21 protein-coding genes are annotated in these 26,532 nt (G+C 72.6%); 5 read left to right on the top strand and 16 right to left on the bottom strand.

The features are described 5' to 3' along the window. Positions 1–4: 4 nt before the first annotated feature. From ACWD0Y_RS19880 to hrcA, 5 genes are all read right to left on the bottom strand, one after another. Positions 5–364, bottom strand: coding sequence for a histidine triad nucleotide-binding protein (locus ACWD0Y_RS19880; protein WP_450261639.1), 360 nt, complete (start codon positions 362–364; stop codon positions 5–7). A 116-nt stretch (positions 365–480) separates the two neighbouring features. Further along, positions 481–1,224, bottom strand: a complete 744-nt coding sequence (locus ACWD0Y_RS19875; protein ID WP_450261638.1) for a 16S rRNA (uracil(1498)-N(3))-methyltransferase — start codon at positions 1,222–1,224, stop codon at positions 481–483. After that, positions 1,221–2,303 carry a nitronate monooxygenase gene (locus ACWD0Y_RS19870; RefSeq protein ID WP_450261637.1) on the bottom strand — a complete coding sequence of 361 codons (1,083 nt, stop codon included), beginning with the start codon at positions 2,301–2,303 and terminating at the stop codon, positions 1,221–1,223. The genes ACWD0Y_RS19875 and ACWD0Y_RS19870 overlap by 4 nt, the downstream gene beginning before the upstream one ends. Positions 2,304–2,470: 167 nt before the next feature. Beyond that, entirely contained in the window at positions 2,471–3,604 is a 1,134-nt protein-coding gene (gene dnaJ, locus ACWD0Y_RS19865; RefSeq protein WP_093800905.1) for a molecular chaperone DnaJ, read from the bottom strand. After that, complete coding sequence (gene hrcA / locus ACWD0Y_RS19860; protein WP_344497773.1) at positions 3,605–4,621, bottom strand: heat-inducible transcriptional repressor HrcA; 1,017 nt, start codon at positions 4,619–4,621, stop codon at positions 3,605–3,607. 184 nt (positions 4,622–4,805) lie between these two features. Here hrcA and ACWD0Y_RS19855 point away from each other — a divergent pair, with 184 nt between their 5' ends. Then, positions 4,806–5,543 (top strand): MBL fold metallo-hydrolase, encoded by a 738-nt coding sequence (locus ACWD0Y_RS19855; RefSeq protein ID WP_450261636.1) that lies wholly within the window; start codon positions 4,806–4,808, stop codon positions 5,541–5,543. A 41-nt stretch (positions 5,544–5,584) separates the two neighbouring features. Then, a complete protein-coding gene (locus ACWD0Y_RS19850; RefSeq protein WP_450261635.1) occupies positions 5,585–6,415 on the top strand; it encodes a DUF3097 domain-containing protein in 831 nt (276 codons plus the stop codon). Positions 6,416–6,675: 260 nt separating this feature from the next. On the opposite strand, the gene hemW is transcribed toward ACWD0Y_RS19850, so the two are convergent. From hemW to lepA, 4 genes are all read right to left on the bottom strand, one after another. Further along, positions 6,676–7,908, bottom strand: a complete 1,233-nt coding sequence (gene hemW / locus ACWD0Y_RS19845; RefSeq protein WP_450261634.1) for a radical SAM family heme chaperone HemW — start codon at positions 7,906–7,908, stop codon at positions 6,676–6,678. A 22-nt stretch (positions 7,909–7,930) separates the two neighbouring features. After that, on the bottom strand, positions 7,931–9,904 hold the full coding sequence (locus ACWD0Y_RS19840) for a SpoIIE family protein phosphatase (RefSeq protein WP_450261633.1): 1,974 nt from the start codon (positions 9,902–9,904) through the stop codon (positions 7,931–7,933). A gap of 167 nt (positions 9,905–10,071) precedes the next feature. Beyond that, on the bottom strand, positions 10,072–11,961 hold the full coding sequence (locus ACWD0Y_RS19835; protein ID WP_450261632.1) for an AMP-dependent synthetase/ligase: 1,890 nt from the start codon (positions 11,959–11,961) through the stop codon (positions 10,072–10,074). 252 nt (positions 11,962–12,213) lie between these two features. Then, complete coding sequence (gene lepA / locus ACWD0Y_RS19830; protein WP_450261631.1) at positions 12,214–14,082, bottom strand: translation elongation factor 4; 1,869 nt, start codon at positions 14,080–14,082, stop codon at positions 12,214–12,216. 181 nt (positions 14,083–14,263) lie between these two features. Here lepA and rpsT point away from each other — a divergent pair, with 181 nt between their 5' ends. Then, positions 14,264–14,530 carry a 30S ribosomal protein S20 gene (gene rpsT, locus ACWD0Y_RS19825; protein WP_093800898.1) on the top strand — a complete coding sequence of 89 codons (267 nt, stop codon included), beginning with the start codon at positions 14,264–14,266 and terminating at the stop codon, positions 14,528–14,530. A 227-nt stretch (positions 14,531–14,757) separates the two neighbouring features. Here the strand turns inward: rpsT and holA are convergent, their stop codons facing one another. Beyond that, entirely contained in the window at positions 14,758–15,741 is a 984-nt protein-coding gene (holA, locus tag ACWD0Y_RS19820; protein WP_450261629.1) for a DNA polymerase III subunit delta, read from the bottom strand. Positions 15,742–15,798: 57 nt separating this feature from the next. Between holA and ACWD0Y_RS19815 the strand changes: the two genes are divergently transcribed. After that, on the top strand, positions 15,799–16,044 hold the full coding sequence (locus ACWD0Y_RS19815; RefSeq protein ID WP_450261628.1) for a hypothetical protein: 246 nt from the start codon (positions 15,799–15,801) through the stop codon (positions 16,042–16,044). A gap of 106 nt (positions 16,045–16,150) precedes the next feature. Here ACWD0Y_RS19815 and ACWD0Y_RS19810 read toward each other — a convergent pair whose 3' ends face one another. Continuing rightward, positions 16,151–17,020, bottom strand: a complete 870-nt coding sequence (locus ACWD0Y_RS19810) for an arylamine N-acetyltransferase family protein (RefSeq protein ID WP_450261627.1) — start codon at positions 17,018–17,020, stop codon at positions 16,151–16,153. 100 nt (positions 17,021–17,120) lie between these two features. On the opposite strand from ACWD0Y_RS19810, the gene ACWD0Y_RS19805 reads away from it, so the two are divergent. Continuing rightward, a complete protein-coding gene (locus tag ACWD0Y_RS19805) occupies positions 17,121–17,579 on the top strand; it encodes a pyridoxamine 5'-phosphate oxidase family protein (protein ID WP_450261626.1) in 459 nt (152 codons plus the stop codon). 86 nt (positions 17,580–17,665) lie between these two features. Here the strand turns inward: ACWD0Y_RS19805 and ACWD0Y_RS19800 are convergent, their stop codons facing one another. From ACWD0Y_RS19800 to leuS, 5 genes are all read right to left on the bottom strand, one after another. Then, positions 17,666–20,167 carry a ComEC/Rec2 family competence protein gene (locus ACWD0Y_RS19800; protein ID WP_450261625.1) on the bottom strand — a complete coding sequence of 834 codons (2,502 nt, stop codon included), beginning with the start codon at positions 20,165–20,167 and terminating at the stop codon, positions 17,666–17,668. Further along, positions 20,164–20,952: a helix-hairpin-helix domain-containing protein gene (locus ACWD0Y_RS19795; protein WP_450261624.1), complete on the bottom strand. Its 789-nt coding sequence runs from the start codon at positions 20,950–20,952 to the stop codon at positions 20,164–20,166. Before ACWD0Y_RS19795 ends, ACWD0Y_RS19800 begins: the two co-directional genes overlap by 4 nt. 564 nt (positions 20,953–21,516) lie before the next feature. Further along, on the bottom strand, positions 21,517–22,362 hold the full coding sequence (locus tag ACWD0Y_RS19790) for a DegV family protein (RefSeq protein ID WP_450261623.1): 846 nt from the start codon (positions 22,360–22,362) through the stop codon (positions 21,517–21,519). A 99-nt stretch (positions 22,363–22,461) separates the two neighbouring features. After that, entirely contained in the window at positions 22,462–23,202 is a 741-nt protein-coding gene (locus ACWD0Y_RS19785; protein ID WP_450261622.1) for a hypothetical protein, read from the bottom strand. Positions 23,203–23,340: 138 nt separating this feature from the next. Beyond that, positions 23,341–26,205 carry a leucine--tRNA ligase gene (gene leuS, locus ACWD0Y_RS19780; protein ID WP_450261621.1) on the bottom strand — a complete coding sequence of 955 codons (2,865 nt, stop codon included), beginning with the start codon at positions 26,203–26,205 and terminating at the stop codon, positions 23,341–23,343. Between the last annotated feature and the right edge of the window lie 327 nt (positions 26,206–26,532).

Raw genomic sequence — 26,532 nt, 5'->3', positions numbered from 1 at the left:
TGCCTTATCCGGGGGGCCAGTTGAGGCCGCGTCCGCCGAGGACATGGGCGTGCGCGTGGAAGACGGTCTGGCCCGCGCCCGAGCCGGTGTTGAAGACGACGCGGTAGCCGGTCCGGTCGACCTTCTCCTCCTCGGCGACCCTGCCGGCCTCGGCCAGCACGTCCGCGAGGACCTGCGGCTCGGCGGCGGCCAGCGAGGCGGCGTCCGGGTGGTGCGCCTTGGGGATGACCAGGACGTGCGTCGGGGCCTGGGGGTTGATGTCGCGGAACGCGACGGTCGTGTCCGTCTCACGGACGACCGTCGCGGGCACCTCACCTGTGGCGATCTTGCAGAACAGGCAGTCCGCCTGCGGTTGTCCCGTCATGGTCCCGGCCTCCTCGGATACGGCTGGATCAGCATGTACCGGTGTGCTGATGTAGTGATCGAGTATGGCCGCATGCTATCCGCCCGCGCCGCGGCCCCGGGCCGGGAAATGCCCCGTCAGGACCAGCGGCCGGTGCGCCCCAGCAGCAGCGCGGCGGCCGCCGTGCCGGCCGTCGACGTACGCAGCACACTGCGCCCCAGCCGGTACGGCTCGGCCCCGGCCCCGGCGAAGACCGCCAACTCCTCCGGGGACACGCCCCCTTCGGGCCCCACGACGAGCACGATGGAACCCGCGCCGGGGAGGTCCGCGGTGGCCAGCGCCCCGCTGCCCACCGACGGGTCCTCGTGCAGTACGGCCGCGAAGTCCGCCGCGGCCACGAGCGCGGCGGCCTGCCGGGTCGTCAGCGCGTCCGCGACCTCGGGGAAGCGCAGCCTGCGCGACTGCTTGCCCGCCTCGCGCGCGGTGGCCCGCCACTTGGCGAGGGACTTGGCGCCCCGGTCGCCGCGCCACTGCGTGATGCAGCGCGAGGCCTGCCACGGCACGATCGCGTCGACGCCGGTCTCCGTCATGGTCTCGACGGCCACCTCGCCGCGGTCGCCCTTGGGCAGTGCCTGTACGACGGTGATGTGCGGGGACGGCTCCGGCTCCGCCGTCACGTCCGTCACCTCGACGACGAGCCGGTCCTTGCCCTCGGCGGCCACCACCACGGCCGCCGCTCCCGTGCCGCGCCCGTCCGTCAGTACGACGTCCTCGCCCGCGTGCAGCCGCCGCACCGAGACGGCGTGCCGCCCCTCGGGACCTTCCAGTACGTACGGCCCCTTCGCCGGTACGGCGTCGACGACGAACACCGGCGCCGTCATGCCGCACCGCCCGCGCCGCGCAGGGCCAGCGCCGCGCGGGCCGCGTCGGTCTCGGCCGCGAGGACCTCGACCAGCCGCCCGGCGGGCATCTCGCGCGCCATCCGGTGCCCCTGCCCCGCCCACAGCGCCATGCCCTGGGGGTCGCCCGCCTTGGCCGCGGCCTTGCGCAGGCCGGAGGTGATGTGGTGCACCTGGGGGTAGGCGGCGGGGGCGTACGGGCCGTGCTCACGCATGAAGCGGTTCACCAGGCCGCGGGCTGGACGTCCCGAGAAGGCCCGGGTGAGTTCCGTGCGGACGAACAGCGGGTTGGTCATGGCCTGCTTGTGCAGGACGTTGGCACCGGACTCGGGGCAGACCAGGAACGCCGTGCCGAGCTGCGCCGCGTCCGCGCCCAGCGCGAGGACCGCGGCGATCTGCGCGCCGCGCATCAGGCCGCCCGCCGCGACGATCGGCAGCTGCACGGTCTCGCGCACCTGCGTGATGAGGGAGAGCAGGCCGATGCCCGCGCCGTCGTTCTGGGGGTCGTCGCGGTGCGTCCCCTGGTGGCCGCCGGCCTCGATGCCCTGGACGCACACGGCGTCGGCGCCGCTCCACTGCGCGGCCTGGGCCTCTTCGGGCGTCGTGACGGTCACGACGGTGAGGGTGCCGGCCTTCGCGAAGGAGTCGAGGACGGGGCGGGCGGGGCAGCCGAAGGTGAAGGAGACGACGGGGACGGGGTCGTCGAGGAGGATGGCGAGCTTGGCTTCGTAGCCGTCGTCGGTGCAGTTGTCGGATTCGCCGAGGGGGGTTTCGTACCAGTCGGCCTCACCGGCGAGCTGGTGACGGTAGACCTCCACGGAGGCCGGGTCCGCGTGGCTCGGCTGCGGCATGAAGAGATTGACGCCGAAGGGCCGGCCGGTCAGGCCCCGCAGCTGCTTGATCTCCTCGTACATGCCGTCCGCGGTCTTGTACCCGGCGGCGAGGAACCCGAGACCGCCGGCGTCACAGACGGCGGCGGCGAGCTGAGGACTGGAGGCGCCGCCCGCCATGGGGGCCTGCACGATCGGATAACGGAAAAGATCGGTCAGTGCGGAGGACATGAACGCATAGTTTCATGTCCTCCGCACTGCGCCGAATCGAGGCTTCCGCCCCTTGGCGGGCGCGCGCCTACCGCCCGTTGAAGGCATCCTTCAGGCGCGAGAACAGACCCTGCTGCCCCGGCTGACCGCACCCCCGGGGGCCAACCCCCGGACCCCCGGCCGCGCGCCTACCGCCCGTTGAACGCGTCCTTCAGGCGCGAGAACAGACCCTGCTGCCCCGGCTGGAACTGGCCCGTCGGGCGCTCCTCGCCGCGCAGCTTCGCGAGTTGGCGCAGCAGGTCCTCCTGCTGCGGGTCCATCTTCGTGGGGGTCAGCACCTCCACGTGCACGATCAGGTCGCCGCGGCCGCCGCCCCGCAGGTGCGTGACACCGCGCCCGTGCAGCGGGATCGACTGGCCGGACTGCGTGCCCGGACGGACGTCGATCTCCTCCGTCCCGTCGAGCGTCTCCAGCGGGCACTTCGTGCCCAGCGCCGCCGCCGTCATCGGGATGGTGACCGTGCAGTGCAGGTCGTCGCCGCGCCGCTGGAACACCGCGTGCGGCAGCTCGTGGATCTCGACGTACAGGTCGCCGGCGGGGCCGCCGCCGGGGCCGACCTCGCCCTCGCCCGCGAGCTGGATCCGCGTGCCGTTGTCGACACCGGCCGGGATCTTGACCGTCAGCGTCCGGCGCGAGCGCACGCGCCCGTCACCGGCGCACTCCGGGCACGGGGTCGGCACGACCGTGCCGAAGCCCTGGCACTGCGGGCAGGGGCGCGAGGTCATGACCTGGCCCAGGAAGGACCGGGTGACCTGCGAGACCTCACCGCGGCCGCGGCACATGTCGCAGGTCTGGGCGGAGGTGCCGGGAGCGGCGCCCTCGCCCGAGCACGTCGTACACACGACGGCCGTGTCGACCTGGATGTCCTTGGTCGTGCCGAAGGCCGCCTCGTTGAGGTCGATCTCCAGCCGGATCATCGCGTCCTGGCCGCGCCGCGTGCGCGACCTCGGGCCGCGCTGCGACGCCGTTCCGAAGAACGCGTCCATGATGTCCGAGAAGTTCCCGAAGCCGCCCTGGCCGAAGCCGCCGGCTCCGCCGCCCGCCTGCGAGAGCGGGTCGCCGCCGAGGTCGTAGACCTGCTTCTTCTGCGGGTCCGACAACACCTCGTACGCGGCGTTGATCTCCTTGAAGCGTTCCTGCGTCTTGGGATCGGGATTCACGTCCGGGTGGAGCTCGCGCGCCAGCCGCCGGAATGCCTTCTTGATCTCGTCCTGGGATGCGTCGCGGCGTACGCCGAGTACGGCGTAGTAGTCGGTGGCCACTTACGACTCCGCCAGGATCTGTCCGACGTAACGTGCCACTGCGCGTACCGCTCCCATCGTTCCGGGGTAGTCCATGCGGGTCGGTCCGACCACGCCGAGTTTGGCGACTGCTTCGTCGCCCGAACCGTAGCCGACCGCGACGACGGACGTGGAGCTGAGCCCCTCATGGGCGTTCTCGTGCCCGATTCGTACGGTCATGCCCGAGTCCGTTGCCTCACCCAGCAGCTTGAGGAGCACGACCTGCTCCTCCAGCGCCTCCAGCACCGGCCGGATGGTGAGGGGGAAATCATGTCCGAAGCGGGTGAGATTGGCGGTACCGCCGATCATCAGCCGCTCCTCGGTCTCCTCGACCAGAGTCTCCAGGAGGGTGGACAGAACCGTCGAAACGGTTCCCCGGTCCTCCTTGTCGAAGGATTCGGGGAGGTCCTGCACCAGCTGCGGTACGTCCGCGAAGCGGCGTCCCACGACCCGGCTGTTGAGCCGGGCCCGCAGGTCCGCCAGGGACGTCTCGCCGAAGGGCGCGGGGCAGTCGATCATGCGCTGCTCGACCCGTCCGGTGTCCGTGATGAGCACGAGCATCAGACGGGCGGGGGCCAGCGAGAGGAGTTCCACGTGCCGCACCGTCGAGCGGGTCAGCGACGGGTACTGCACGACGGCGACCTGCCGGGTCAGCTGCGCGAGCAGCCGGACCGTACGGGCCACCACGTCGTCGAGGTCGACCGCTCCGTCCATGAAGTTCTGGATGGCGCGGCGCTCGGGCGACGACAGGGGCTTGACGCCCGCGAGCTTGTCGACGAACAGGCGGTAGCCCTTGTCCGTCGGGATGCGCCCGGCACTCGTGTGGGGCTGGGCGATGAAGCCCTCGTCCTCCAGGACGGCCATGTCGTTGCGGACCGTGGCCGGGGAGACGCCGAGCTTGTGCCGCTCGGTGAGCGCCTTGGAGCCGACGGGTTCCTCGGTGCCCACGTAGTCCTGGACGATGGCGCGCAGCACCTCGAGTCTGCGTTCGCTGAGCATCGCGCACACCTCCAGCTGTCGATCGTTGGCGTCTGCCTGGCACTCGCTGCGGGGGAGTGCCAGCAATCCCCCGGGCCAGTGTACGGCGGCGACGTACATACCTAGCAAGGGCGGCCGGTCACCTTACCCCGCGACGGCCCTGTTCAGCGGGCGGGAGCCCCGGGGGTGGGACTAGCGTCGCGGTATGGACGTCAGTTGGGAAGAGGCAGGCTGGGAACGGCTCGCACCGGGGGTGGGACGGCGGCGCATGCCGGTCTGGGACGCGACGGTGGGCCTGGTGGCCGGGAACGACGAGGGCTGCGGCTCCGCACTGCTGATCGACACGGGGGCGACACTGCGCGAGGGCGCGGAGCTCCGCGCCCAGGCACAGCGGCTTCTGGGCCCCGGCCGGAGAGTGACGCATATCGCTCTCACCCACCCCCACTTCGACCACGTCCTGGGCACGGCGGCGTTCGCGGGAGCCGAGGTGTACGGAGCGGTCGGCGTCGACGACCTGCTGCGGCGTGAGCGGGATGCGGTGCGGGACGACGCCGTGCGGCACGGGGTCGACCGGGGCGCGGCGGCGGAGGCGGCGGACGTCCTGGTCGCGCCGCACCACATGGTCTGCGGTGAGTGGACGCTGGACCTGGGCGGCGGCCGCCAGGTGCTGCTGGCGAACGTCGGCCCCGGACACAGCGGTCACGATCTGGCGGTACTGGTGCCGGGCAGTCCCGAGGTCGTCTTCTGCGGCGACCTGGTGGAGGAGTCGGGCACTCCCCAGGCCGGCCCGGACGCCCACCCGTCCCACTGGCCGGCGGCCCTGGACCGGCTGCTCGCGCTGGGCGGCGAGAGGGCGGCGTACGTGCCGGGGCACGGGGCGGTGGTGGACGCGGCGTACGTCCGCGCGCAACGCGACGCGCTGGCGGCCCGTTTCGCCGTGTGACGAAGCGCACCGGACCGGCGCACCGGGCTATCGTCGGCCGAATGCGCAGCCGACAGTACGGGCCTGATCTCACCCCGCCGTGGAAGAAGACCGCCCCCGTCCCCGAAGTCCCCGCCGAGGCCGATCTTGTCGTGGAGGAGGTCACCACCGGTTTCTGCGGTGCGGTGGTCCGGTGCGAGAAGACGGCGCAAGGACCGGTCGTGACCCTGGAGGACCGCTTCGGGAAGCACCGGGTGTTCCCGATGCAGCCGCGTGGCTTCCTCCTGGAGGGCCGCGTCGTCACCCTGGTGCGCCCGGCCTCCGCCGCCCCGGTCCGGCCCGCCCGTACGGCGTCGGGTTCGGTGGCCGTGCCGGGGGCGCGGGCGCGGGTGGCGCGGGCCGGGCGGATCTACGTCGAGGGGCGCCACGACGCGGAGCTGGTCGAGCGGGTCTGGGGCGACGACCTGCGCATCGAGGGCGTGGTCGTCGAGTACCTGGAGGGCGTCGACGACCTCCCGGCGATCGTCGCGGACTTCGCGCCCGCCCCGGACGCGCGGCTCGGTGTCCTGGTCGACCACCTGGTGCCGGGCTCGAAGGAGTCCCGTATCGCGGCGCAGGTCACGGACGCGAACGTCCTGGTCGTCGGCCACCCGTACATCGACGTGTGGGAGGCGGTGAAGCCGTCCGCGGTGGGCATCGGGGCCTGGCCGGTGGTCCCGCGGGGCCAGGACTGGAAGACGGGCGTGTGCCGGGCGCTGGGCTGGCCGGAGAACACGGGGGCGGCCTGGCAGCGGATCCTGGCGTCGGTCCATTCGTACAGGGACCTGGAGCCGGCGCTGCTGGGGCGGGTGGAGGAGCTGATCGACTTCGTTACGGCGCCGCCCGGCGCGTGACGGGGCATGACCGGGCCGTGACGGGGGTGCGGGCCGCCGCTGCGCGGGCTTTTCCCTGCCCGTCCCTCCCCGCTGTGACCTTGTGCGGCTCCGCCGCGTGAGGGGATTCGGTCTGAGCCCGTCCGGCGGTTGAGGACACGCCCGTGGGCCCGGGGGCCCGGACCCTGCGCGGGCTGGGGACCCGGGGGCTCGCCCCCGGGTCCGGGAAGGCGCGGGTGGGGGGACGGCGCCGCCGGCACCCCCGCGCCCGCACCCCGGGATCAGTCCACCAGGTCCCGGACCACCGCGTCCGCCAGCAGCCGCCCCCGCAGCGTCAGGACCGCCCGCCCCTCGCCGAACGGCCCGCCCGCCAGCAGCCCGTCCGCCAGCGCCCGCTCCGCCGCCGCCAGCCCCGCCGGGGCCAGCAGGGACAGCGGGCAGCCGTCCGCGAGCCGCAGTTCCAGCAGGATGCGCTCCACGCGCCGGTCCTCCGCCGGGAGCACCTCGCGCCCGGCTCCGGGCGAGCGCCCGTCCCCCAGGGCCTGCGCGTACGCGCCCGGGTGCTTGACGTTCCACCACCGCACCCCGCCCACGTGGCTGTGGGCGCCCGGACCCGCGCCCCACCAGTCCGCCCCGCGCCAGTACAGCTCGTTGTGCAGGCACCGCGCCGCGTCCGAAGTGGCCCAGTTCGAGACCTCGTACCATTCGAAGCCCGCCGCCGACAGCGCGGACTCCGTCATCAGGTACCGGTCGGCGTGTACGTCGTCGTCCGTCATCGGCACCTCGCCCCGCCGGATCCGCCGCGCCAGCTGCGTCCCCTCCTCCACGATCAGGGCGTACGCGCTGACGTGGTCGGGACCGGCCCCGACCGCCGCGTCCAGCGACGCCTGCCAGTCCGCGTCGGACTCCCCCGGTGTGCCGTAGATCAGGTCGAGGTTCACGTGCTCGAAGCCCGCCGCCCGCGCCTCCGCGACGCACGCCTCCGGCCGCCCGGGCGTGTGCGTACGGTCCAGGATCTTCAGCACGTGCTGCTTCGCGCTCTGCATCCCGAACGAGATCCGGTTGAAGCCGCCCTCCCGCAGTTCCTCCAGATACGCCGGATTCACCGACTCCGGATTCGCCTCGGTGGTGATCTCCGCGTCGTCCGCGAGCCCGAACTCGTCCCGGATCGCTCCCAGCATCCGTACGAGGTCCCCGGCCGCCAGCAGCGTCGGCGTCCCCCCGCCCACGAAGACGGTCCGTACCGGCCGGGGGTCGTCGCCGAGGACCTTGCGGGCCAGGCGCACCTCCTCCACCAGGGTGTCCGCGTAGTTGTCGCGCGAGGCCAGCGCACCGCCCGAGCCGCGCAGCTCGGTCGCCGTGTAGGTGTTGAAGTCGCAGTAGCCGCAGCGCGTCGCGCAGTACGGAACGTGCAGGTAGAAGCCGAGCGGCCGCTCGGCCGCGCCGGCCAGGGCGTGCGGCGGCAGCGCCCCGTCTTCGGGCATGGGCTCACCGTCGGGCAGTACAGAAGGCATGCCCCCATTGTCACAGCTCCGGTCACATCGCCTGAAGGACGAGCAGCGCCAGGTCGTCGTCGGGGGGCGTCGGCGAGAAGTCGTGCACCTCGCGCATGATCCTTTCTGCGACCCCCTGCGCGCTCAGCCCCACGCACCGCCCCAGCGCCGCCGCCAGCCCGTCCGCGTCGTCGAACATGCGCCGCCCGGAGCGCCGCTCGGTCACGCCGTCCGTGACGCAGAGCAGGGTGTCGCCCGCTTCCAGGACGAAGGTCTCGCTCTCGTACGTGACGCCGTCGACGACCCCGAGCAGCATCTGGGAGGCGGCGGCGGGCCGTACGCTCCCGTCGGGCCGCAGGAGGAGCGGCAGCGGATGTCCCGCGCAGGCGAGCGTGCAGCGCGCCCCGCCGCCGTCCTCGGCCGCGAACGGCACCAGCTCGCCGTACAGGAGCGAGAGGAAGCGCGGCTGCGGCGCTTCCCACAGCCCGGCCGCCGCCCCGGCACCGGCCGCTCCCGTGATCCCGGCCCCGGCTGCCACGGGTGCCCCGGCGGCGGCGGCCGCCGCCGCCAGTCTGGCCGTGGCTTCCGCCGTCTCGACCGCGTCGTCCAGCAGCAGCCCGTTGAGCCGGCCGAGGACCTCACCGACCGCCCGGCCCTCGCGCGCGAGCAGCCGCAGCCAGGGCCTGACGAGACCGGTGACGACCGCCGCCTCGGGCCCGTTGCCCTGGACGTCGCCGAGCGAGAAGGACCAGCTGCCGCTCGCGCCGGGGAAGACGTCGTAGAAGTCGCCGCCCGCGACGCCCTGCCCGCGCGGTTCGTACACGAGGGCCTTCGCGACGCCCGGGATGTCGGCCATCTGCCCCGGCAGCAGGGCCCGCTGCAGGACGCGGCTGATGGTGGCCTGCCGGGTGTACTGGCGGGCGGCGGCGACGGCGAGGGCGACCCGGCGTACGAAGTCCTCGATGAGGCCGGTCACCTCGTCCGGCATCCGGGTCACCCCCGCCCGCCCCAGCACCAGCGTCCCGAGCCCGCGTCCGCCCGCGATCAGCCGGTACGCGACCGCGGCGCCGTCGCTGCCGTCCGTACCGCCCGGGGCGGGCCACGGCGCGGGCACCGGTCCGCCGCGCGCGGAGCCGGGCGCCTGGGGCGGCTCCTTCTCGACGCACCTGCGCAGTTCCTCGATGCTGCTCTCGCGCTGGTGCCAGACGCGGGCGAGCCGCGGCGCGGCGCCCTCCTCCTCCAGCCACACCGCGCACCAGTCCGCGAGCCTCGGCACGAGGAGCTGTGCGGCGAGCGCCGCGATCATGTCCTCGTCGAACTGGCCCGTCAGGAGGTCGGACGCCTCGGCGAGGAAGGAGAGCGCGCCCCGGTTGATCCAGTCGCTGTCGTACTCGCGCGCCGTCCGCCGCGGCACGGGCGCCAGGATCTCGGCGACGCGCAGCCCGCGCTGCAGTGCCTGGCCGGCGCTGTCCGCCGGTCCGGCCGGCGGGGCCGGGTGCACGCCCTCGACCGCGATCCGGGCCCAGACGGTCTTGAGGCCGGTGCGGTAGGTGACGCCCCAGCACACGGAGAGGGCGGCGACGAGGTGCAGGCCGCGCCCGAACTCCTGGCCGCCCGGCCCGGACGGGCCGGGCCCTCCCGCGGGATCGTTGTGCACGACGCGGGCGGGGTGGTGGTCGGAGACCTCGACGACCAGCGCGGCGGGATCGTCGTCCGTCGCCTCCTCCAGGTGGCACACCAGCTCGACGTTGGTGCCCGCGTGGACGACCGCGTTGGTCACCAGTTCGTTGACGAGGACCACCGCGTCGTCGGCGACCCGGTCGGTGAAGCCGTCGGCGGCCGGCAGCCCGAGTCCGGTCCACTCGGCGAGCGCGGCCCGGACGAACCGCCGCGCGGCGGCCGGCGCGAGCGGGTTCCCGGGCAGGCTCGTCCAGGCGACCGAGCGCGCGTCGGGCAGGCTGCCCGGAAGGTACGTCGAGCGGTAGGTGGTCTCCCGCTGTCTCGGAATGGACCCCACAGTGCGGCTCCCCGTCGGTTCTGTGATGGCGCCGCCGGCGCCATGGAACAGAGTGACAGACCGGCGCCGCCCATAAGCACGGTGTCACCGAAGTGGCCTACGAAAGGGCGCGCGGGCGGTGCCGTGACCGGCTCCGTCCGCGCGCCCCGCTGCCGTACCGCTGCCGGTTACGCCTCGCGCGACCCCGCGTACATCTCTTCGATCAGGTCCTTGTACTCACGCTCCACGACCGGCCTCTTGAGCTTGAGACTCGGCGTCAGCTCGCCGTGCTCGATGTCCAGGTCGCGCGGCAGCAGACGGAACTTCTTGATCGTCTGCCAGCGCTGCAGCCCTTCGTTGAGCCGCTTCACATAGCCCTCGATCAGTTCCTCGGTCTTCTCGGAGGCGACGACTTCGGCGTACGACCTGCCCCCCATGCCGTTCTCCCCGGCCCAGCCGAGGATCGTCGGCTCGTCGAGCGCGATCAGCGCGGTGCAGAAGTTCCGGTCCGCGCCGTGCACCAGGATGTTGGAGACGAACGGGCACACCGCCTTGAACCGGCCCTCGACCTCGGCGGGCGCGATGTACTTGCCGCCCGACGTCTTGATCAGGTCCTTCTTGCGGTCCGTGATGCGCAGGTAGCCGTCGACGGACAGTTCGCCGATGTCCCCGGTGTGCAGCCAGCCGTCGGGCTCCAGCACCTCTGCGGTCTTCTCGGGCAGCTGGTGGTAGCCCTGCATGATGCCGGGGCCGCGCAGCAGGATCTCGCCGTCGTCCGCGATGCGCACCTCGGTGCCGGGGAGCGGCTTGCCGACGGTGCCGGTGCGGTACGCCTCGCCGGGGTTGACGAAGGAGGCGGCGCTGGACTCGGTGAGTCCGTAGCCCTCCAGGATGTGGATGCCGGCGCCGGAGAAGAAGAAGCCGATGTCGGGCGCGAGCGCGGCCGAGCCGGAGACGCAGGCGCGCAGCCGGCCGCCGAACGCCTCGCGGATCTTGGCGTACACGAGCTTGTCGGCGACCTTGTGCTTGGCGGACAGCCCGAAGGGCGCGGAGGCGGTGCCCGTGCGGCGGAAGTTGTCCTGCGTGACCTTGGCGTACTCGCGGGCGACCTCGGCGGCCCACTGGAAGATCTTGTACTTCGCGCCGCCGCCGGCCCGCGCCTTGGCCGCGACGCCGTTGTAGACCTTCTCGAAGATGCGGGGCACGGCGGCCATGTACGTCGGCTGGACCACCGGCAGGTTCTCGATGATCTTGTCGACCCGACCGTCGACGGCGGTGACGTGCCCAGCCTCGATCTGCCCGGAGGTCAGCACCTTGCCGAAGACGTGGGCGAGCGGCAGCCAGAGGTACTGCACGTCGGTCGCGCTGATCAGACCGGTGGCCACCGTGGCCTTCGCCATGTACGACCAGCAGTCGTGCGGCAGCCGTACGCCCTTGGGGCGGCCCGTGGTGCCCGAGGTGTAGATCAGCGTCGCGAGCTGGTCGGCGGTGATGGCGTCGACCCGCTCGGTGACGGCCTGCGGGTGCTTCTCCAGGTGGGCCACCCCGCGCGCCTCCAGGTCGGCGAGCGTGAGCACCCAGCCCTGGGGGTCGTCCTCGGCCGGCTCGGCGTCCCTGGCGTCGATGACGACGACGTGGGCGAGGTTCGGCAGGTCGGCCCGGCGCTCCCGTGCCTTGGCGAGCTGCGACGCGTCCTCCGCGATGAGCACCCGGCTCTCGGAGTCGGCCAGGATGTAGGCGGACTCCTCGGCGTTGGTGGACGGGTAGACCGTGGTCGTCGCGGCGCCGGCGCACATCACGCCGAGGTCGGCGAGGATCCACTCGACCCGGGTGTTGGAGGCGAGCGCGACCCGTTCCTCCGGCTGTACGCCGAGGTCGATCAGACCTGCGGCGATGGCGTACACGCGCTCGGCCGCCCGCCCCCAGCTCAGCGACTTCCAGGAGTCGGCCCCCTGGCCCGGCGCGGCCGGTACGGGGTAGCGGTATGCCTCGGCATCGGGCGTGGCTGTTACGCGCTCAACGAAGAGGGCCGCCACCGACGGCGGCCGGTTCTCGATCAAGGTCTGTGTGTCGCTCACGACGTCCTCCGGGCCTGCGGCATGCTGCACGACTGGCTGGTATTTAACTGGCGAGTAACCTTCGAGTGGTGATCAGAGTAAAGCGCACGGGCCCGGTGCGTAAGAGGATGCGGCGCGCGGCTTCATAACGGAACGGACCGCCGGTCCACCGTCCTCCCGCCCTGCGCGAAAGCGCCCGTCCGCGGTGCGGACGGGCGCTTTCGCATGCTGTCGGCGTGGCTGCTTCTTCTGCCGCTTCCGCCGTTTCCGCGGCTACTTCTTCTTGCCGCCGCCGGAGTCGTCGCTGGACAGCACCGCGATGAAGGCCTCCTGGGGGACCTCCACGCTGCCGACCATCTTCATCCGCTTCTTGCCTTCCTTCTGCTTCTCCAGCAGCTTCCGCTTACGGGAGATGTCACCGCCGTAGCACTTGGCGAGGACGTCCTTGCGGATGGCGCGGATGGTCTCGCGGGCGATGACGCGCGAGCCGATGGCGGCCTGGATGGGGATCTCGAAGGCCTGGCGCGGGATGAGCTCGCGCAGTTTGGCGACGAGCCGCACGCCGTACGCGTACGCCGCGTCCTTGTGCGTGACGGCGGAGAAGGCGTCGACCCGGTCGCCGTGCAGCAGGATGTCGACCTTGACGAGGGACGCGGCCTGCTCACCGGTGGGCTCGTAGTCGAGGGAGGCGTAACCGCGCGTCTTGGACTTCAGCTGGTCGAAGAAGTCGAAGACGATCTCCGCGAGCGGGAGGGTGTAGCGGATCTCGACGCGGTCCTCGGAGAGGTAGTCCATGCCCAGCAGCGTGCCGCGGCGGGTCTGGCAGAGCTCCATGATCGCGCCGATGAACTCGCTCGGGGCGAGGATCGTGGCGCGTACGACCGGCTCGTACACGTCCGAGATCTTGCCCTCGGGGAACTCGCTCGGGTTGGTGACCGTGTGCTCCTTGCCGTCCTCCATGACGACGCGGTAGACCACGTTGGGCGCGGTGGCGATCAGGTCGAGCCCGAACTCGCGCTCCAGGCGCTCGCGGATCACGTCGAGGTGCAGGAGGCCGAGGAAGCCGACGCGGAAGCCGAAGCCGAGCGCCGCGGAGGTCTCCGGCTCGTACACCAGGGCGGCGTCGTTGAGCTGGAGCTTGTCGAGGGCCTCGCGGAGGTCGGGGTACTCCGAGCCGTCCAGCGGGTACAGGCCCGAGAAGACCATCGGCTTCGGGTCCTTGTAGCCGCCGAGGGCCTCGGTGGCGCCCTTGTTCATCGAGGTGATCGTGTCACCGACCTTGGACTGACGGACGTCCTTCACGCCGGTGATGATGTAGCCCACCTCGCCGACGCCGATGCCGTCGGACGGCGTCATCTCCGGGGAGGAGACGCCGATCTCCAGCAGCTCGTGGGTCGCGTTGGTCGACATCATGCGGATGCGCTCGCGCTTGTTGAGCTGGCCGTCGACCACACGTACGTACGTGACGACGCCGCGGTACGAGTCGTACACCGAGTCGAAGATCATCGCGCGGGCGGGCGCGTCGGCGACGCCGACCGGGGCCGGCACGTCGCGCACGACCCGGTCGAGGAGCGCGTCCACGCCGAGGCCGGTCTTCGCGGAGACCTTCAGCACGTCCTCGGGCTGGCAGCCGATGAGGTTCGCCAGTTCCTCGGAGAACTTCTCCGGCTGGGCGGCCGGCAGGTCGATCTTGTTGAGCACCGGGACGATGGTGAGGTTGTTCTCCATCGCCAGGTAGAGGTTGGCGAGGGTCTGCGCCTCGATGCCCTGGGCGGCGTCGACGAGCAGCACCGTGCCCTCGCACGCGGCGAGCGAGCGCGAGACCTCGTACGTGAAGTCCACGTGGCCCGGAGTGTCGATCATGTTCAGGATGTGGGTCCTGGCCACGTCCGGACCCTCGGTGGGCGCCCAGGGCAGCCGGACCGCCTGGGACTTGATCGTGATGCCGCGCTCGCGCTCGATGTCCATCCGGTCGAGATACTGAGCACGCATCTGCCGCTGGTCGACGACACCGGTCAGCTGGAGCATCCGGTCGGCGAGCGTGGACTTGCCGTGGTCGATGTGCGCGATGATGCAGAAGTTGCGGATCAGCGCCGGGTCGGTACGGCTCGGCTCGGGCACGTTGGTAGGAGTCGCGGGCACGCAGGGTCTCGTCTCGGGGCGATGTTGGATCGATACGTAGCTTCCATGGTCCCACGGACGGCGGGCGGGCCTCGGTTTGGGCCGCCCGGCGGGCCGCTGGTACGCTGAGCAGCTGTGTCTCGCAGCCTTCTGAGCGGCGGGACGCTCATCGAAGATCCAACGAACCTGTAGAGGCTCTTTCGTGGCGAACATCAAGTCCCAGATCAAGCGGAACAAGACGAACGAGAAGGCGCGCCTGCGCAACAAGGCCGTCAAGTCTGCGCTCAAGACGTCGATCCGCAAGGCCCGTGAGGCTGTCACCGCCGGTGACCTCGAGAAGGCCACCGTGGCCGTCCGCGAGGCCTCCCGCAAGCTCGACAAGGCAGTCTCCAAGGGAGTCATCCACAAGAACGCCGCCGCCAACAAGAAGTCGGCGCTGGCGCACAAGGTTGCCTCCCTGCAGGGCTGAGCATTCGCTTGTACGACCCGCACGATCGCCGGTAGGGACTCAGCGGGCCCTCTCTTCCGCTCCTGATCCGGCAACCTCGCGCCGCACGCGGCCTGCGTTCGCCACGCGGGTGCGGCGCATCAAAGCTTTGACAGGCTTCAGGGCTTCACACGAAGGCCCCGGCCGCCCGTCCTCCTCACGAGGACGGCGGCCGGGGCCTTCGTGCTGCTGAGCCGCTGTTGCGCCGCCTATCTGTGGCGGGCGGCGCGGGCGACGGTGACGACCGCCTTCTCCAGCGCGTACTCCGGATCGTCGCCACCGCCCTTGACGCCGGCGTCGGCCTCGGCGACGGCCCGCAGCGCGAGGGCCACGCCGTCCGGCGTCCAGCCGCGCATCTGCTGCCGTACCCGGTCGATCTTCCACGGGGGCATGCCGAGCTCGCGGGCGAGGTCGGCGGGGCGGCCGCCCCGGGCGGAGGACAGCTTGCCGATGGCCCGTACGCCCTGGGCGAGGGCGCTGGTGATCAGGACGGGGGCGACGCCGGTGGACAGGGACCAGCGCAGGGCCTCCAGGGCCTCGGCCGCCCGGCCCTCCACGGCGCGGTCGGCGACCGTGAAACTGGAGGCCTCGGCGCGGCCCGTGTAGTACCGCCCGACGACGGCCTCGTCGATCGTCCCCTCGACGTCGGCGACGAGCTGCGCCACGGCGCTGGCCAGCTCGCGCAGGTCGCTGCCGATGGAGTCGACCAGGGCCTGGCCCGCCTCGGGGGTCGCGGAGCGGCCCAGCGTGCGGAATTCGGACCGTACGAACGACAGGCGCTCGGCGGCCTTGGTGGTCTTGGGGCAGGCGACCTCGCGGGCCCCTGCCTTGCGGGCGGCGTCGAGCAGCCCCTTGCCCTTGGCTCCGCCCGCGTGGAGCAGTACGAGCGTGATCTCCTCGGCGGGGGCTTCGAGGTAGGACTTCACGTCCTTGACCGTGTCGGCGGAGAGGTCCTGCGCGCCGCGCACGACGACGACCTTGCGCTCGGCGAAGAGCGAGGGGCTCGTCAGCTCGGCGAGGGTGCCGGGCTGGAGCTGGTCGGGCGTGAGGTCGCGTACATCGGTGTCGGCGTCGGCGGCGCGGGCGGCCGCCACCACCTGCTGCACGGCGCGGTCGAGCAGCAGGTCCTCCTGCCCCACGGCGAGGGTGACGGGGGCGAGCGGGTCGTCGGTCGAATTCTTCCTGGTGGCCATCGTGGTCCAGCATCCCATGACCCACTGACAGCCCTGTCCGTATTGGAGAATGGGCAGGTGAGCGATGTGAGACACGTACTGGTGCTGCCCGACCGCGATGCCGCGGAGGAGGTGGCCGTGGAGGTCTGCGAGCGCTTCGGAGCCGTTGAGGAACCGCAGCTCGTACGGGACGCGCTGGCCGGCGAGGACGATGCCGAGGACGCGCAGTGGCTGGTCGTGGTGGAGGACCCGGACGGCAGGCTCGACGTCGGGGAGCTGCACGCGCTGGCCGGCGAGTACGAAGGGTGGCTGGAGCGCCCCTAGCCCCGCTCCCTGTCCCCTGGCTCCCTGTCCCTCTGCTCCCTGTCCTCCGCTCTTTGCTCCGTCCTCCGTTCCCTGCTCTCTCCCGGGCTCCTCGGCGCGGTTGCCGTCAGAGGCCCGGGGCGCCGTTGCCCGTTCCGGCCGGCCGGGGGGCGCGGTCGAGGGTGATGCCGAAGTGGTCGCGGTAGGCGGCGAGGGTCTCGGCTCCGGTGGCCAGGGGCAGCTCGGTGCGCTCGCCGTCCACGGTCGTCACGAGCCGGACGCCGTCCTTGCCGCCGCTGATGGTGACCCGGCCCCGGCCGTCGGCGGTGAGGCGGGAGCAGACGAGGGAGCGCACGAAGGGGGACGCGGGTGAGGTGCGGTGCCACCAGGCGCCGGCCTCGAAGTCGGCCAGGACGCGCGGGCGCTGGTCGAGGCGGTACTGCGGCTTGCCGTCCCGCAGTACGTCGAGATCGCCCTCGGGCGCCTCGGTGATCCGGAACGTACCGCCGGGGTCCCGCTGGTCGCCGCGCCCGTCGAGTGCCAGGGGGTGGTGGCTGTGGTCGCCGAAGCCGACGTCGGCGAGCCAGGGCCCGGTGGCGTCGTCGGTCTCGACGCGCAGGGCGAGATGGTCGTACGGGATGCCGAGGACACCGTCCGCGCCGAAGACGCGGGCCTGGAGCAGGGTCACGCGGAAGCCGAGGGCACGCAGCAACTCGGTGAAGGCACCGTTCAGCTCGTAACAGAAACCGCCGCGGCGGGCCGTCACGACCTTGGCGAGCAGCGGCTCGGCCCGGAGCACGATGTCCTCGCGGAGGTGGATGGACAGGTTCTCGAAGGGGACGGTCCGCAGGTGCCGGACGTGAAGATCGCGCAGGGCCCCGGCGTCGGGGCGCGCGGGGCGGGCGGCTCCGATGCGGCGGAGGTAGGCGTCGGTGTCCGGGGGGCTGGTGTCCGTACCCGTGTCTGTACCCGTGTCCGTGTCAGGTGTGGCGTCCATGACTGAAGTCTCGCCCGGGACGTTCCCGTATGTCATGGGCCGCTGGTCCTGGGTCCGTCGGCCGAGGCGGGCGGGAGCGGGCCGTCGATACCGTACGGGGATGACGACCACGGAGCCGGCGCGCAGCCGGGAACAGCGCAAGCAGGACGTACTGGACCGGCTGTCGCAGGACGACGACATGTGGGTGGCCACGGCGTCGGCCGACGGTGAGCCCTGCCTCGTCCCCCTGTCCTTCGTCTGGGATCGCGGCACGCTGCTGATGTGCACCCGCCGGACGAACCCCACGGCACGCAACCTGACCCCCGCCGGAGAGGTGCGGGTCACCCTCGGGCACACCAGGGACGTGGTCCACATCGAAGGCACCGCCGAACCGGTGGAGGGGACGGAGCTGGCGCCGGAGTCGGCCGACGCCTTCGCCGCGAAGCTGAGCGGCTGGGACCCGCGCAACCGGAAGACCTGGCTCTACTTCCGCATCACGCCCCGTGCGGTGAAGGCATGGCGCGAGGAGAACGAGCTGGCCGAGCGTGTACTGATGCGCGAGGGCCGCTGGCTCGTCTGACACGTGTCCGGCGAGGGAGGGCGCCCGGAAAGAGGGGCGGGCGGGGCGGAAAAGGCCCGCGGACGCACCGGGCACGACATGGACCCCTATATGGCGTCCGGGCCCGTCGGCACCGCGCGCAGGCCGGGGCCCGAGCCGGTCACCGCGATCGACCCGTCGGTGTCCGTGCGCAGCACCGCGGCGCCGCCGGTGCGGAGCGCGGTGAGCGTACGGGGTGAAGGGTGGCCGTACGGGTTGTCGCGGCCGCAGGAGACCAGGGCGAGCCGGGGACGGACACGGGCGAGCAGGGCGGGGTCCTGGTAGGACGAGCCGTGGTGGGCGACTTTCAGGACGTCCACCGGCGGAAGTTCCGGATGGGCCCTCAGCAGACCTTGCTGGGCAGGGGGTTCGAGGTCGCCCAGGAGGAGCAGGGTGAGGTCGCCGGAGCGGGCGAGGAGTGTGACGCTGGCGTCGTTCGGCTCTTCCGGGACAAGGGCCGGGAAGGGCTGCGGCCACAGCGTCCGCCAGGACAGCGGTCCGACCCGGCGCCGCTCCCCCGGGCCGGTGAGGAGGAGCGGCACCCCTGCGGCGGCGGCCGTCCTGCGGACGAATGCGCTCTGTTCCCAGGGCTCCTGGAGGGTCGTCGTCCGGATCTCGCCCACCGACCGGCCGCGCAGCACACCCGGCAGTCCCGCCACGTGGTCCGCGTGGAAGTGGGTGAGCAGGACGAGCGGGACACGGGTGACGCCGAGTGCGCGCAGGCAGCGGTCGACGCGCTGCGGGTCCGGTCCCGCGTCCACGACCACGGCCGCCCCTTCGCCCGCCGCCAGGACGGAGGCGTCTCCCTGCCCGATGTCGCACATCGCGAACTTCCAGCCCGGCGGCGGCCAGCCGGTGACGATCCTGGTGAGTGGCACGGGCCGCAGGATCGCGAGCACCAGGAGCAGCGCGAGGCCCGCGCTCAGCCACGGGTGGCGCGGGATCCGGCGGGCGGCGAACACGGCGACGACGGTCACGGCCGCCAGCAGCAGCCCGCCGCGCCAGCCGTCCGGCCAGTCGGCCTCCGCGCCGGGAAGCGCGGCCCCGGTGCGGGCGACGGAGGCGATCCACCCGGCCGGCCAGGCGGCGCACCGGGCCAGCAGCTCGGCGGCGGGCATCGCCACCGGGGCCACCGCCAGGGCCGCGAATCCAAGCACCGTCGCGGGGGCCACCGCGAACTCGGCGAGCAGATTGCAGGGGATCGCCACCAGGCTCACCCTGGCCGCCATCATCGCGACGACGGGCGCGCACACCGCCTGGGCCGCCGCGGCCGCGGCCAGCACCTCCGCGAGCCTGGGCGGCATGCCGTGCCGTTGCAGCGCGGCGCTCCAGCGCGGGCCGATGGTGAGGAGGGCGCCCGTGGCCAGTACGGAGAGCAGGAACCCGTAGCTGCGGGCCAGCCACGGGTCGTACAGCACGAGCAGCAGGACGGCGGCGGCGAGGGCGGGGATCAGCTGCCTGCGGCGCCCCGTGCCGATCGCGAGCAGTGTGATGAGCCCGCAGGCCGCGGCCCGCAGCACGCTCGGCTCGGGCCTGCACACCACGACGAAGGCGAGCGTGAGCACCCCGCCGAGCAGCGCGGTCGCCCGCAGGGAGATGCCGAGACGCGGGGCGAGCCCTCCCCGTTCGGCGCGCAGGGCCTTGCCGGGCGGGCCGATCAGCAGGATCAGAACGATCGTGAGGTTGCTTCCGGACACGGCGAGAAGATGCGTGAGGTCGGTGGCCTCGAAGGCCTCGTGCAGCTCGGGCCGCACCCTGGAGGTGTCGCCGACGACCAGACCCGGCAGGAGCGCCCGCGCGTCCGGGGCGAGGTCCTCGGTCGCCTCGCGCAGTCCGGCCCTGAGTCCACCGGCGGTGCGCTGTACGGCGGTCGGCGGGCGTACGGTCTCCGGGAACCTGCCGTCCGGTACGCGCAGCACCGCGGCGATGCGGTCCCCGCCGCCCGTCGGGGGCGCGAGCCGCGCCGTGAGCCGCAGCCCGGTGGACGGCAGCAGCCGCTGCCACCGGGACGCCGGGCCCCGGGCCGGTGCGACCACCAGGACCGGCGTACGCACGGTCGCCGCCGCCCGGTCCGGTCCTGCGGCGCGGGTGACGCGGGTGATGTCGGCGTCGAGTACGACCGACCTCGGCATCGTGTGGTCGCCGCGCACCCGGGGCCGGGTCGTACGCGCGTCCGAGGTGACCGTCAGTTCCACCGTGACCTGCGCGTACTGGTGCGCCAGGGCCGGCACGGGGCCCCGGTGGAGGTCGGCCGCGTGCAACCCGCCCGAGGCGGCCCCCGCCGCCGCGCACAGCAGGACGGCAGCGACGGCCGTGACGCTCAGCCCGCGCCGCATCCCGGCGCCGCGCTCCTCCCGCGCCGCCCGGACCACCAGCAGTCCGGCCGCCACGACCACGCACCCCACCGCGAATCCGGCTGCCCAGCGTCCCGAGACCCCCACCGCCACGGCGGCCGCCACCCACGCGGCCAGCGCGGGCGGCACCAGCCGCAGATCCGCAGGCCCTTCCTGCCAGGGGTCGGACGCGCCCAGCCGGTGCCCGGACGCGGCGTGAACCGCCGGGCGGGTCATGGCCGTACGAGCGGCCGGAGGTCCGCGAACCGGCGGTCGCCGATCCCCTTCACCTCGCGAAGCTCGTCGACGGAGCGGAACCCGCCGTGCTCGGTCCGGTAGTCGATGATGTGCTGCGCCAGCACCGGCCCCACTCCGGGCAGCGTCTCCAACTGCTCGGCGGTGGCGGAGCCGAGGCCGATCGGAGCCGCTGCCTGACCGGACACCGGAGCGCCACCGCCGGCCGCCGGCCCGGCGGCCCCGGCCGGCGCGGGCACTCCCACCACCACCTGCTCGCCGTCCATGAGCAGGCGCGCGCGGTTGAGCCCCGCGGTGTCCGCGCCCGCCTTGACCCCGCCTGCGGCCCGCAGCGCGTCGGCGACCCGCGATCCGGCCGGCAGCCGGTGGATGCCCGGCCGCCGTACTTTGCCGCTGACGTCGATGACGATGCGCCCCTCGCCCGGCCCCGGCCCGTCGGCGGCCACCGTCGGGGGCGGCCCCGGCGACGGTGACGGTTCCGGCCGCGCTGCGGCCGCTCCTTCGCCCACGATCTCCGGGGGCTGTACGGGCTGTGGCCGCCCGGCCCAGAAGTGCTGGGCGGCGAAGACAGCTGCCACGACAAGAACAACGGCCAGCGCGGCCAGCGTCCTGGGTTCGAGTCCGCACCGCGACTGCACCCAGACGGGCAGCCGCTCCCGCACAGCCGACCGGACCCGCCCCACGCCCCCGCCACCGGCGGCCTCGCCGTCCGGCGCTGAAGCCTCATCGCCCGCCCCGGTGGCGGGCGCGGACGGGTGCGTGGGCAAGGACGGGTTCGTGGGCTGATGTGTGGGCGGATGAGTGGGTGCGGACGGGCGCGGGGCCGGGACACCCGTCGCCACCGGGCCTCCGCCCTGCCGGACGAGCGGTTCCGGCCCGGGCGGTCCGAGGCCGTGGCGCACGGGCCGCACGGGCCGCACGGGTCGCGGTACGGGCGCCAGGAGCACCTCCGCGCGGCGGCGCAGCGCCGTGGACCGGACGGATTCAGGTACCCGGCGGCGCAAGCGGCGCCCGCCGCGGCCGTGCCCGTGGCGCGCCCGGATGTCGGACGAGCGGGCGTCGGACGACCGGGGGTCGGAGGCCGGAGCGCGACCCGGTCCACTGGTTGCGGAGTGTGATCGGAGAGCCATGCCACGAGACAGTAGGCACATCCGTCCGACGCCGCCGATCATGGACGATTCCCGTGGAGAACTCGCCGGTTGTGGATATCCCGGCCACTCCGCAGGACCACGGATCACGGCTCACGGCTCACGGCTCACGGGCCACAGTCTCACAAGCTCACAAGGCCGCAGCCCACGGGACCACGGCCTCACGGAACCGCGGAGGGAAGGTCAGTGGGGCGAGACCACGACCCCCAGCAGCCCGGGCCCCGTATGCGCGCCGATCACCGCTCCCACCTCGCTGACGTGCAGCTCCACCAGCCCGGGGAGCCGGTCACGCAGCCGCCCCGCCAGCCGTTCGGCCCGCTCGGGGGCCGCCAGGTGGTGCACCGCGACGTCCACACGGCGCGCCTGTGCCCGCTCGGCCACGATCTCCTCCAGCCGGGCGATCGCCTTGGACGCCGTACGCACCTTCTCCAGCATCTCGATACGGCCGCCGTCCAGTTCCAGCAGCGGCTTCACGGCGAGAGCCGACCCCAGCAGCGCCTGCGCCGCGCCGATGCGGCCGCCGCGGCGCAGGTAGTCCAGCGTGTCCACGTAGAAGTACGCCGACGTGCCCGCCGCACGCTTCTCCGCCGCGGCCACCGCCTCGTCCACCGTGCCGCCGGCGTCGGCGGCCTCCGCCGCCGACAGGGCGCAGAAGCCCAGAGCCATCGCGACCATCCCGGTGTCCACCACCCGCACCGGCACCGGGGCGCCCTGCGCGGCGAGCACGGCCGCGTCGTACGTGCCGGAGAACTCGGAGGACAGGTGCAGCGACACGATCCCGGTCGCGCCGGCCTCCGCAGCCGCGCGGTAGGCCGCGGCGAAGACCTCGGGGCTCGGCCTCGACGTCGTCACGGACCGGCGTTTCTGGAGCGCCAGGGCCAGCGAGCGGGCCGAGATCTCGGTGCCCTCCTCATAGGCCCGGTCGCCGATGACGACGGTCAGCGGCACCGCGGTGATGCCGTGCCGCTCCATCGTCTGCTGCGGCAGGTAGGCCGTTGAATCGGTGACGATCGCGACATGGCGGGACATGAGCGGGAGGTTACCCGGCGGGGGCGCCCGGCGGCAGTCCGGCCCCGCTCAATGATCCGTTCCGGTCCGTTCAGGTCCGTTCAGGAGGGTCGGGCCGTCTCAGACGGTGCCCTCGGGACGGGCCGTCTTCTGCCACGGGTAGGTGGTCTGCCGCTGAGGGTCACGCGCCGTGATCGCCTCCGGCCCGGCGGCGGACCGGCCCGCCGCGCCCTCCCCGCCGGTCGCCCCGTCAGCCGTCCGAGCGGTCCCGCCCGCCGCGTCCGCTGCGGGGGACGTGTCCGCGTCCGGGGACGTGGCCCAGTGCCGCAGCGCCCCCGACTCCACCTCGATCTGCGCGCTCAGCGACGCGAGGTCGTCGTCCGCGAACCGCTGCGCCCGGTCCCGCGCCGCCCACCGCAGCGAGTCCGCCGCGTGTGTCACCCGTTCCGTACGCTCACGCAGGTCCGGCAGCCGCTCCGCGACCCGCGCCTTGTCCGGCTCGCGCTCCAGCCGCTTCAGGTCGTCGTCCAGTTCGCGCCCGTGCCCGCTCAGCCGTTCGAACAGGCCGATCGACTCCGACAGCGAGGCGTCCTCCGTGACGCCCGCCTGCAGCGCCTCCTGGGTGGCCCTCATCGACGTACGCAGCGAGAGCCTCAGCTGGGCCAGCTCCCCGGCAACGCCCACCTGCCCGAAGCTCTTCGCCCGCAGGGTGGTGTCCTCGACGCTGCGCCGCGCCTGCGTGATCGTGCGGTCCACGCCGCGCTTGGCCGCACCGACCGCCTTCACGCCCACGTACACCCCCGCCGCCACGAACGCCACAAAGAGCAACGCCAGGATCATGATGACGGTGCCGGCTTCCATGAGCGCCCCTCCGTTGTCGGTCCACTCGGCCACTCGGCTTGTGTGGTCTCTCCACCGTAAACGGAGCGGGCAGGCTGAGGGTTCCGCCGGAACCCCCAACCTGCCCGTAGGGGAAAGCACCTACCGCCGCACCCCGCGTTACGCGGGAACGATGTTGACCAGCTTCGGCGCCCGCACGATCACCTTGCGGATACCGGCTCCGCCCAGCGCCGCGACCACCGCCGGGTCCGCCAGCGCCAGCTTCTCCAGCTCCTCGTCACCGATCGCCGGCGAGATCTCCAGCCGCGCCTTGACCTTGCCCTTGACCTGCACCACGCACGTCACGGTCTCGTCCACGACGTACGCCGGATCGGCGACCGGGAAGTCCTGGTACACCACGGAATCCGTGTGTCCCAGCTTGCGCCACAGCTCCTCGGCGACGTGCGGGGCCAGCGGCGCGATCAGCAGCACCAGCCGCTCGGCGACCGACCGCGACACCGGCCCGCCCGTCTTCGTCAGGTGGTTGTTCAGCTCGGTGACCTTGGCGATGGCGGTGTTGAAGCGCATCCCCGCCATGTCCTTGCCGACGCCGTCGATCGCCTTGTGCAGGGCGCGCAGCGTGTCCTCGTCGGGCTCGGCGTCGACGACCGTGGCCTCGCCCGTCGTCTCGTCGACGACGTTGCGCCACAGCCTCTGCAGCAGCCGGTACTGGCCGACCACCGCGCGCGTGTCCCACGGCCGCGACACGTCCAGCGGGCCCATCGCCATCTCGTACAGCCGCAGCGTGTCCGCGCCGTACTCGGCGGCGATCTTCTCCGGGGTGACGGCGTTCTTCAGGGACTTGCCCATCTTGCCCAGGACGCGGCTGACCTTCTCGCCCTGGTACCAGAACGCGCCGTCGCGCTCCTCGACCTCGGCCGCCGGCACCGCGATGCCGCGCGAGTCCCGGTAGACGAAGGCCTGGATCATGCCCTGGTTGTAGAGCTTGTGGAACGGCTCGGACGAGGAGACGTGCCCCAGGTCGAACAGCACCTTGGACCAGAACCGCGCGTACAGCAGGTGCAGTACGGCGTGCTCGGCGCCGCCGACGTACAGGTCGACACCGCCGTGCGGCTGCCCCTCGCGCGGTCCCATCCAGTACCGCTCGATCTCGGGATCGACCAGCTTCTCGCTGTTGTGCGGGTCCAGGTAGCGCAGCTCGTACCAGCAGGAACCGGCCCAGTTGGGCATGGTGTTGGTCTCGCGCCGGTACTTCTTCGGGCCGTCGCCCAGGTCCAGGGTGACGTTCACCCAGTCCTCGTTGCGCGACAGCGGCGTCTCCGGCTCGGTGTCCGCGTCGTCCGGGTCGAAGGTGCGCGGCGAGTAGTCCTCGACCTCCGGCAGCTCCAGCGGCAGCATCGACTCGGGCAGCGGGTGGGCGATGCCGTCCTCGTCGTAGACGATCGGGAAGGGCTCGCCCCAGTAGCGCTGACGGCTGAACAGCCAGTCGCGCAGACGGTAGTTGACGGTGCCCTCGCCGATGCCCCGGGCGGCCAGCCACTCGGTGATCTTCGCCTTGGCGTCGACGACGCCCAGCCCGTCCAGCGAGATGTCCCCGCTCGACGAGTTCACGATCTTCGCGTCGTACGAGGAGAACGCGTCGTCCCACTGGGCCGGGTCCGTGCCCCGGCCGTCCGACGGCTCGACGACGCAGCGCATCGGCAGCTCGAAGGCGCGCGCGAACGCGAAGTCGCGGGAGTCGTGCGCCGGTACGGCCATGATCGCGCCGGTGCCGTAGCCCATCAGCACGTAGTCGGCGATGAAGACGGGCACCTGCTCGCCGCTGACCGGGTTGACGGCGTACGCGCCGGTGAAGACGCCGGTCTTGTCCTTGGCCTCGGCCTGCCGCTCGACGTCGGACTTCGAGGCGGCCTGCGCGCGGTACGCCGCGACGGCCTCGGCCGGGGTGGCGTGGCCGCCGGTCCACACGTCGTGCGTGCCCTCGGGCCAGGAGGCCGGAACGATCTTCTCGACCAGCTCGTGCTCGGGCGCCAGCACCATGTAGGTCGCGCCGAACAGCGTGTCCTGGCGGGTGGTGAAGACGGTGATCGCGTGGTCGTCGACCGGGAAGTCGACGCGCGCGCCCTCGCTCCGTCCGATCCAGTTGCGCTGCTGCAGCTTGATCGCCTCGGGCCAGTCCAGGCCGTCCAGGTCGTCCAGCAGGCGGTCCGAGTAGGCGGTGATGCGCATGTTCCACTGGCGCAGCTTGGCCTTGAAGACGGGGAAGTTCCCGCGCTCGGAGCGGCCGTCGGCGGTGACTTCCTCGTTGGCCAGTACGGTGCCCAGGCCCGGGGCCCAGTTCACGGGCGCCTCGGAGGCGTACGCCAGGCGGTACTCGCTCAGGACGTCGGCGCGTTCGGCGGCGCTCAGCTCACCCCAGGGGCGCGCGTCCGGCGTCGCGCGCTCCCCGCTCTCGAACTGCGCCACCAACTCGGCGACGGGCCGCGCCCGGCCGGCCTCCGCGTCGTACCAGGAGTTGAAGATCTGCAGGAAGATCCACTGGGTCCACTTGTAGTAGTCCGGGTCGATCGTCGCGATGGACCGGCGCTTGTCGTGGCCCAGGCCCAGCCGGCGCAGCTGCTGCTTCATGTTGTCCATGGCGGCCTCGGTCGACACCCGGGGGTGCGTGCCGGTGGCGACCGCGTGCTGCTCGGCGGGCAGGCCGAAGGCGTCGAAGCCCAGCGTGTGCAGGACGTTGTGGCCGGTCATGCGCTGGTGGCGGGCGAAGACGTCGGTCGCGATGTAGCCGAGCGGGTGGCCGACGTGCAGACCCGCACCCGAGGGGTACGGGAACATGTCCATGATGAACTTCTTCGGCTTGGCGGCCAGCGCCGCGTCGCCTGCCAGGTCGCCGCTGGGATTCGGCGCCTCGTACGTGCCCTCCGCGTCCCAGAAATCCTGCCAGCGTGCCTCGATGTCAGCGGCCATCGCGGCCGTATAGCGGTGCGGTGCTGCCACCTCGGCAGCAGAATTCGTCTCGCTCATGATCCTCAAAGCTCCATCAATCGTCTCTGCCAGCGGCTGCGACATTCAGGCTGTGACATTCACGGACATGCACGCTGGGACATCCGGGAATGAAAAATCCCCTCGCACAGGAGGGGACGCCGCGCCGATTCCGACCGGATCTTCCATCCGTCGGGACTGATCAGCGCGGCTCGCTAAGCAGAAGGCGTACGGCACGCATGGCGTCAGGGTACCGCAGGGCCCGGGACGGCCGCATCGAGCATCCACCCGGCGGACCGGGCGCCCCTCGCCACCGGGGTTACTCCGCGTATCGCCCTTATCCGGGGCAACGTCCGAGCAAGTTTTCCC

This window comes from Streptomyces altiplanensis, assembly GCF_053591575.1.
The sequence above is the reverse complement of the archived record's forward strand: the minus strand, read 5'-3'. Positions and strand labels throughout refer to the sequence as shown.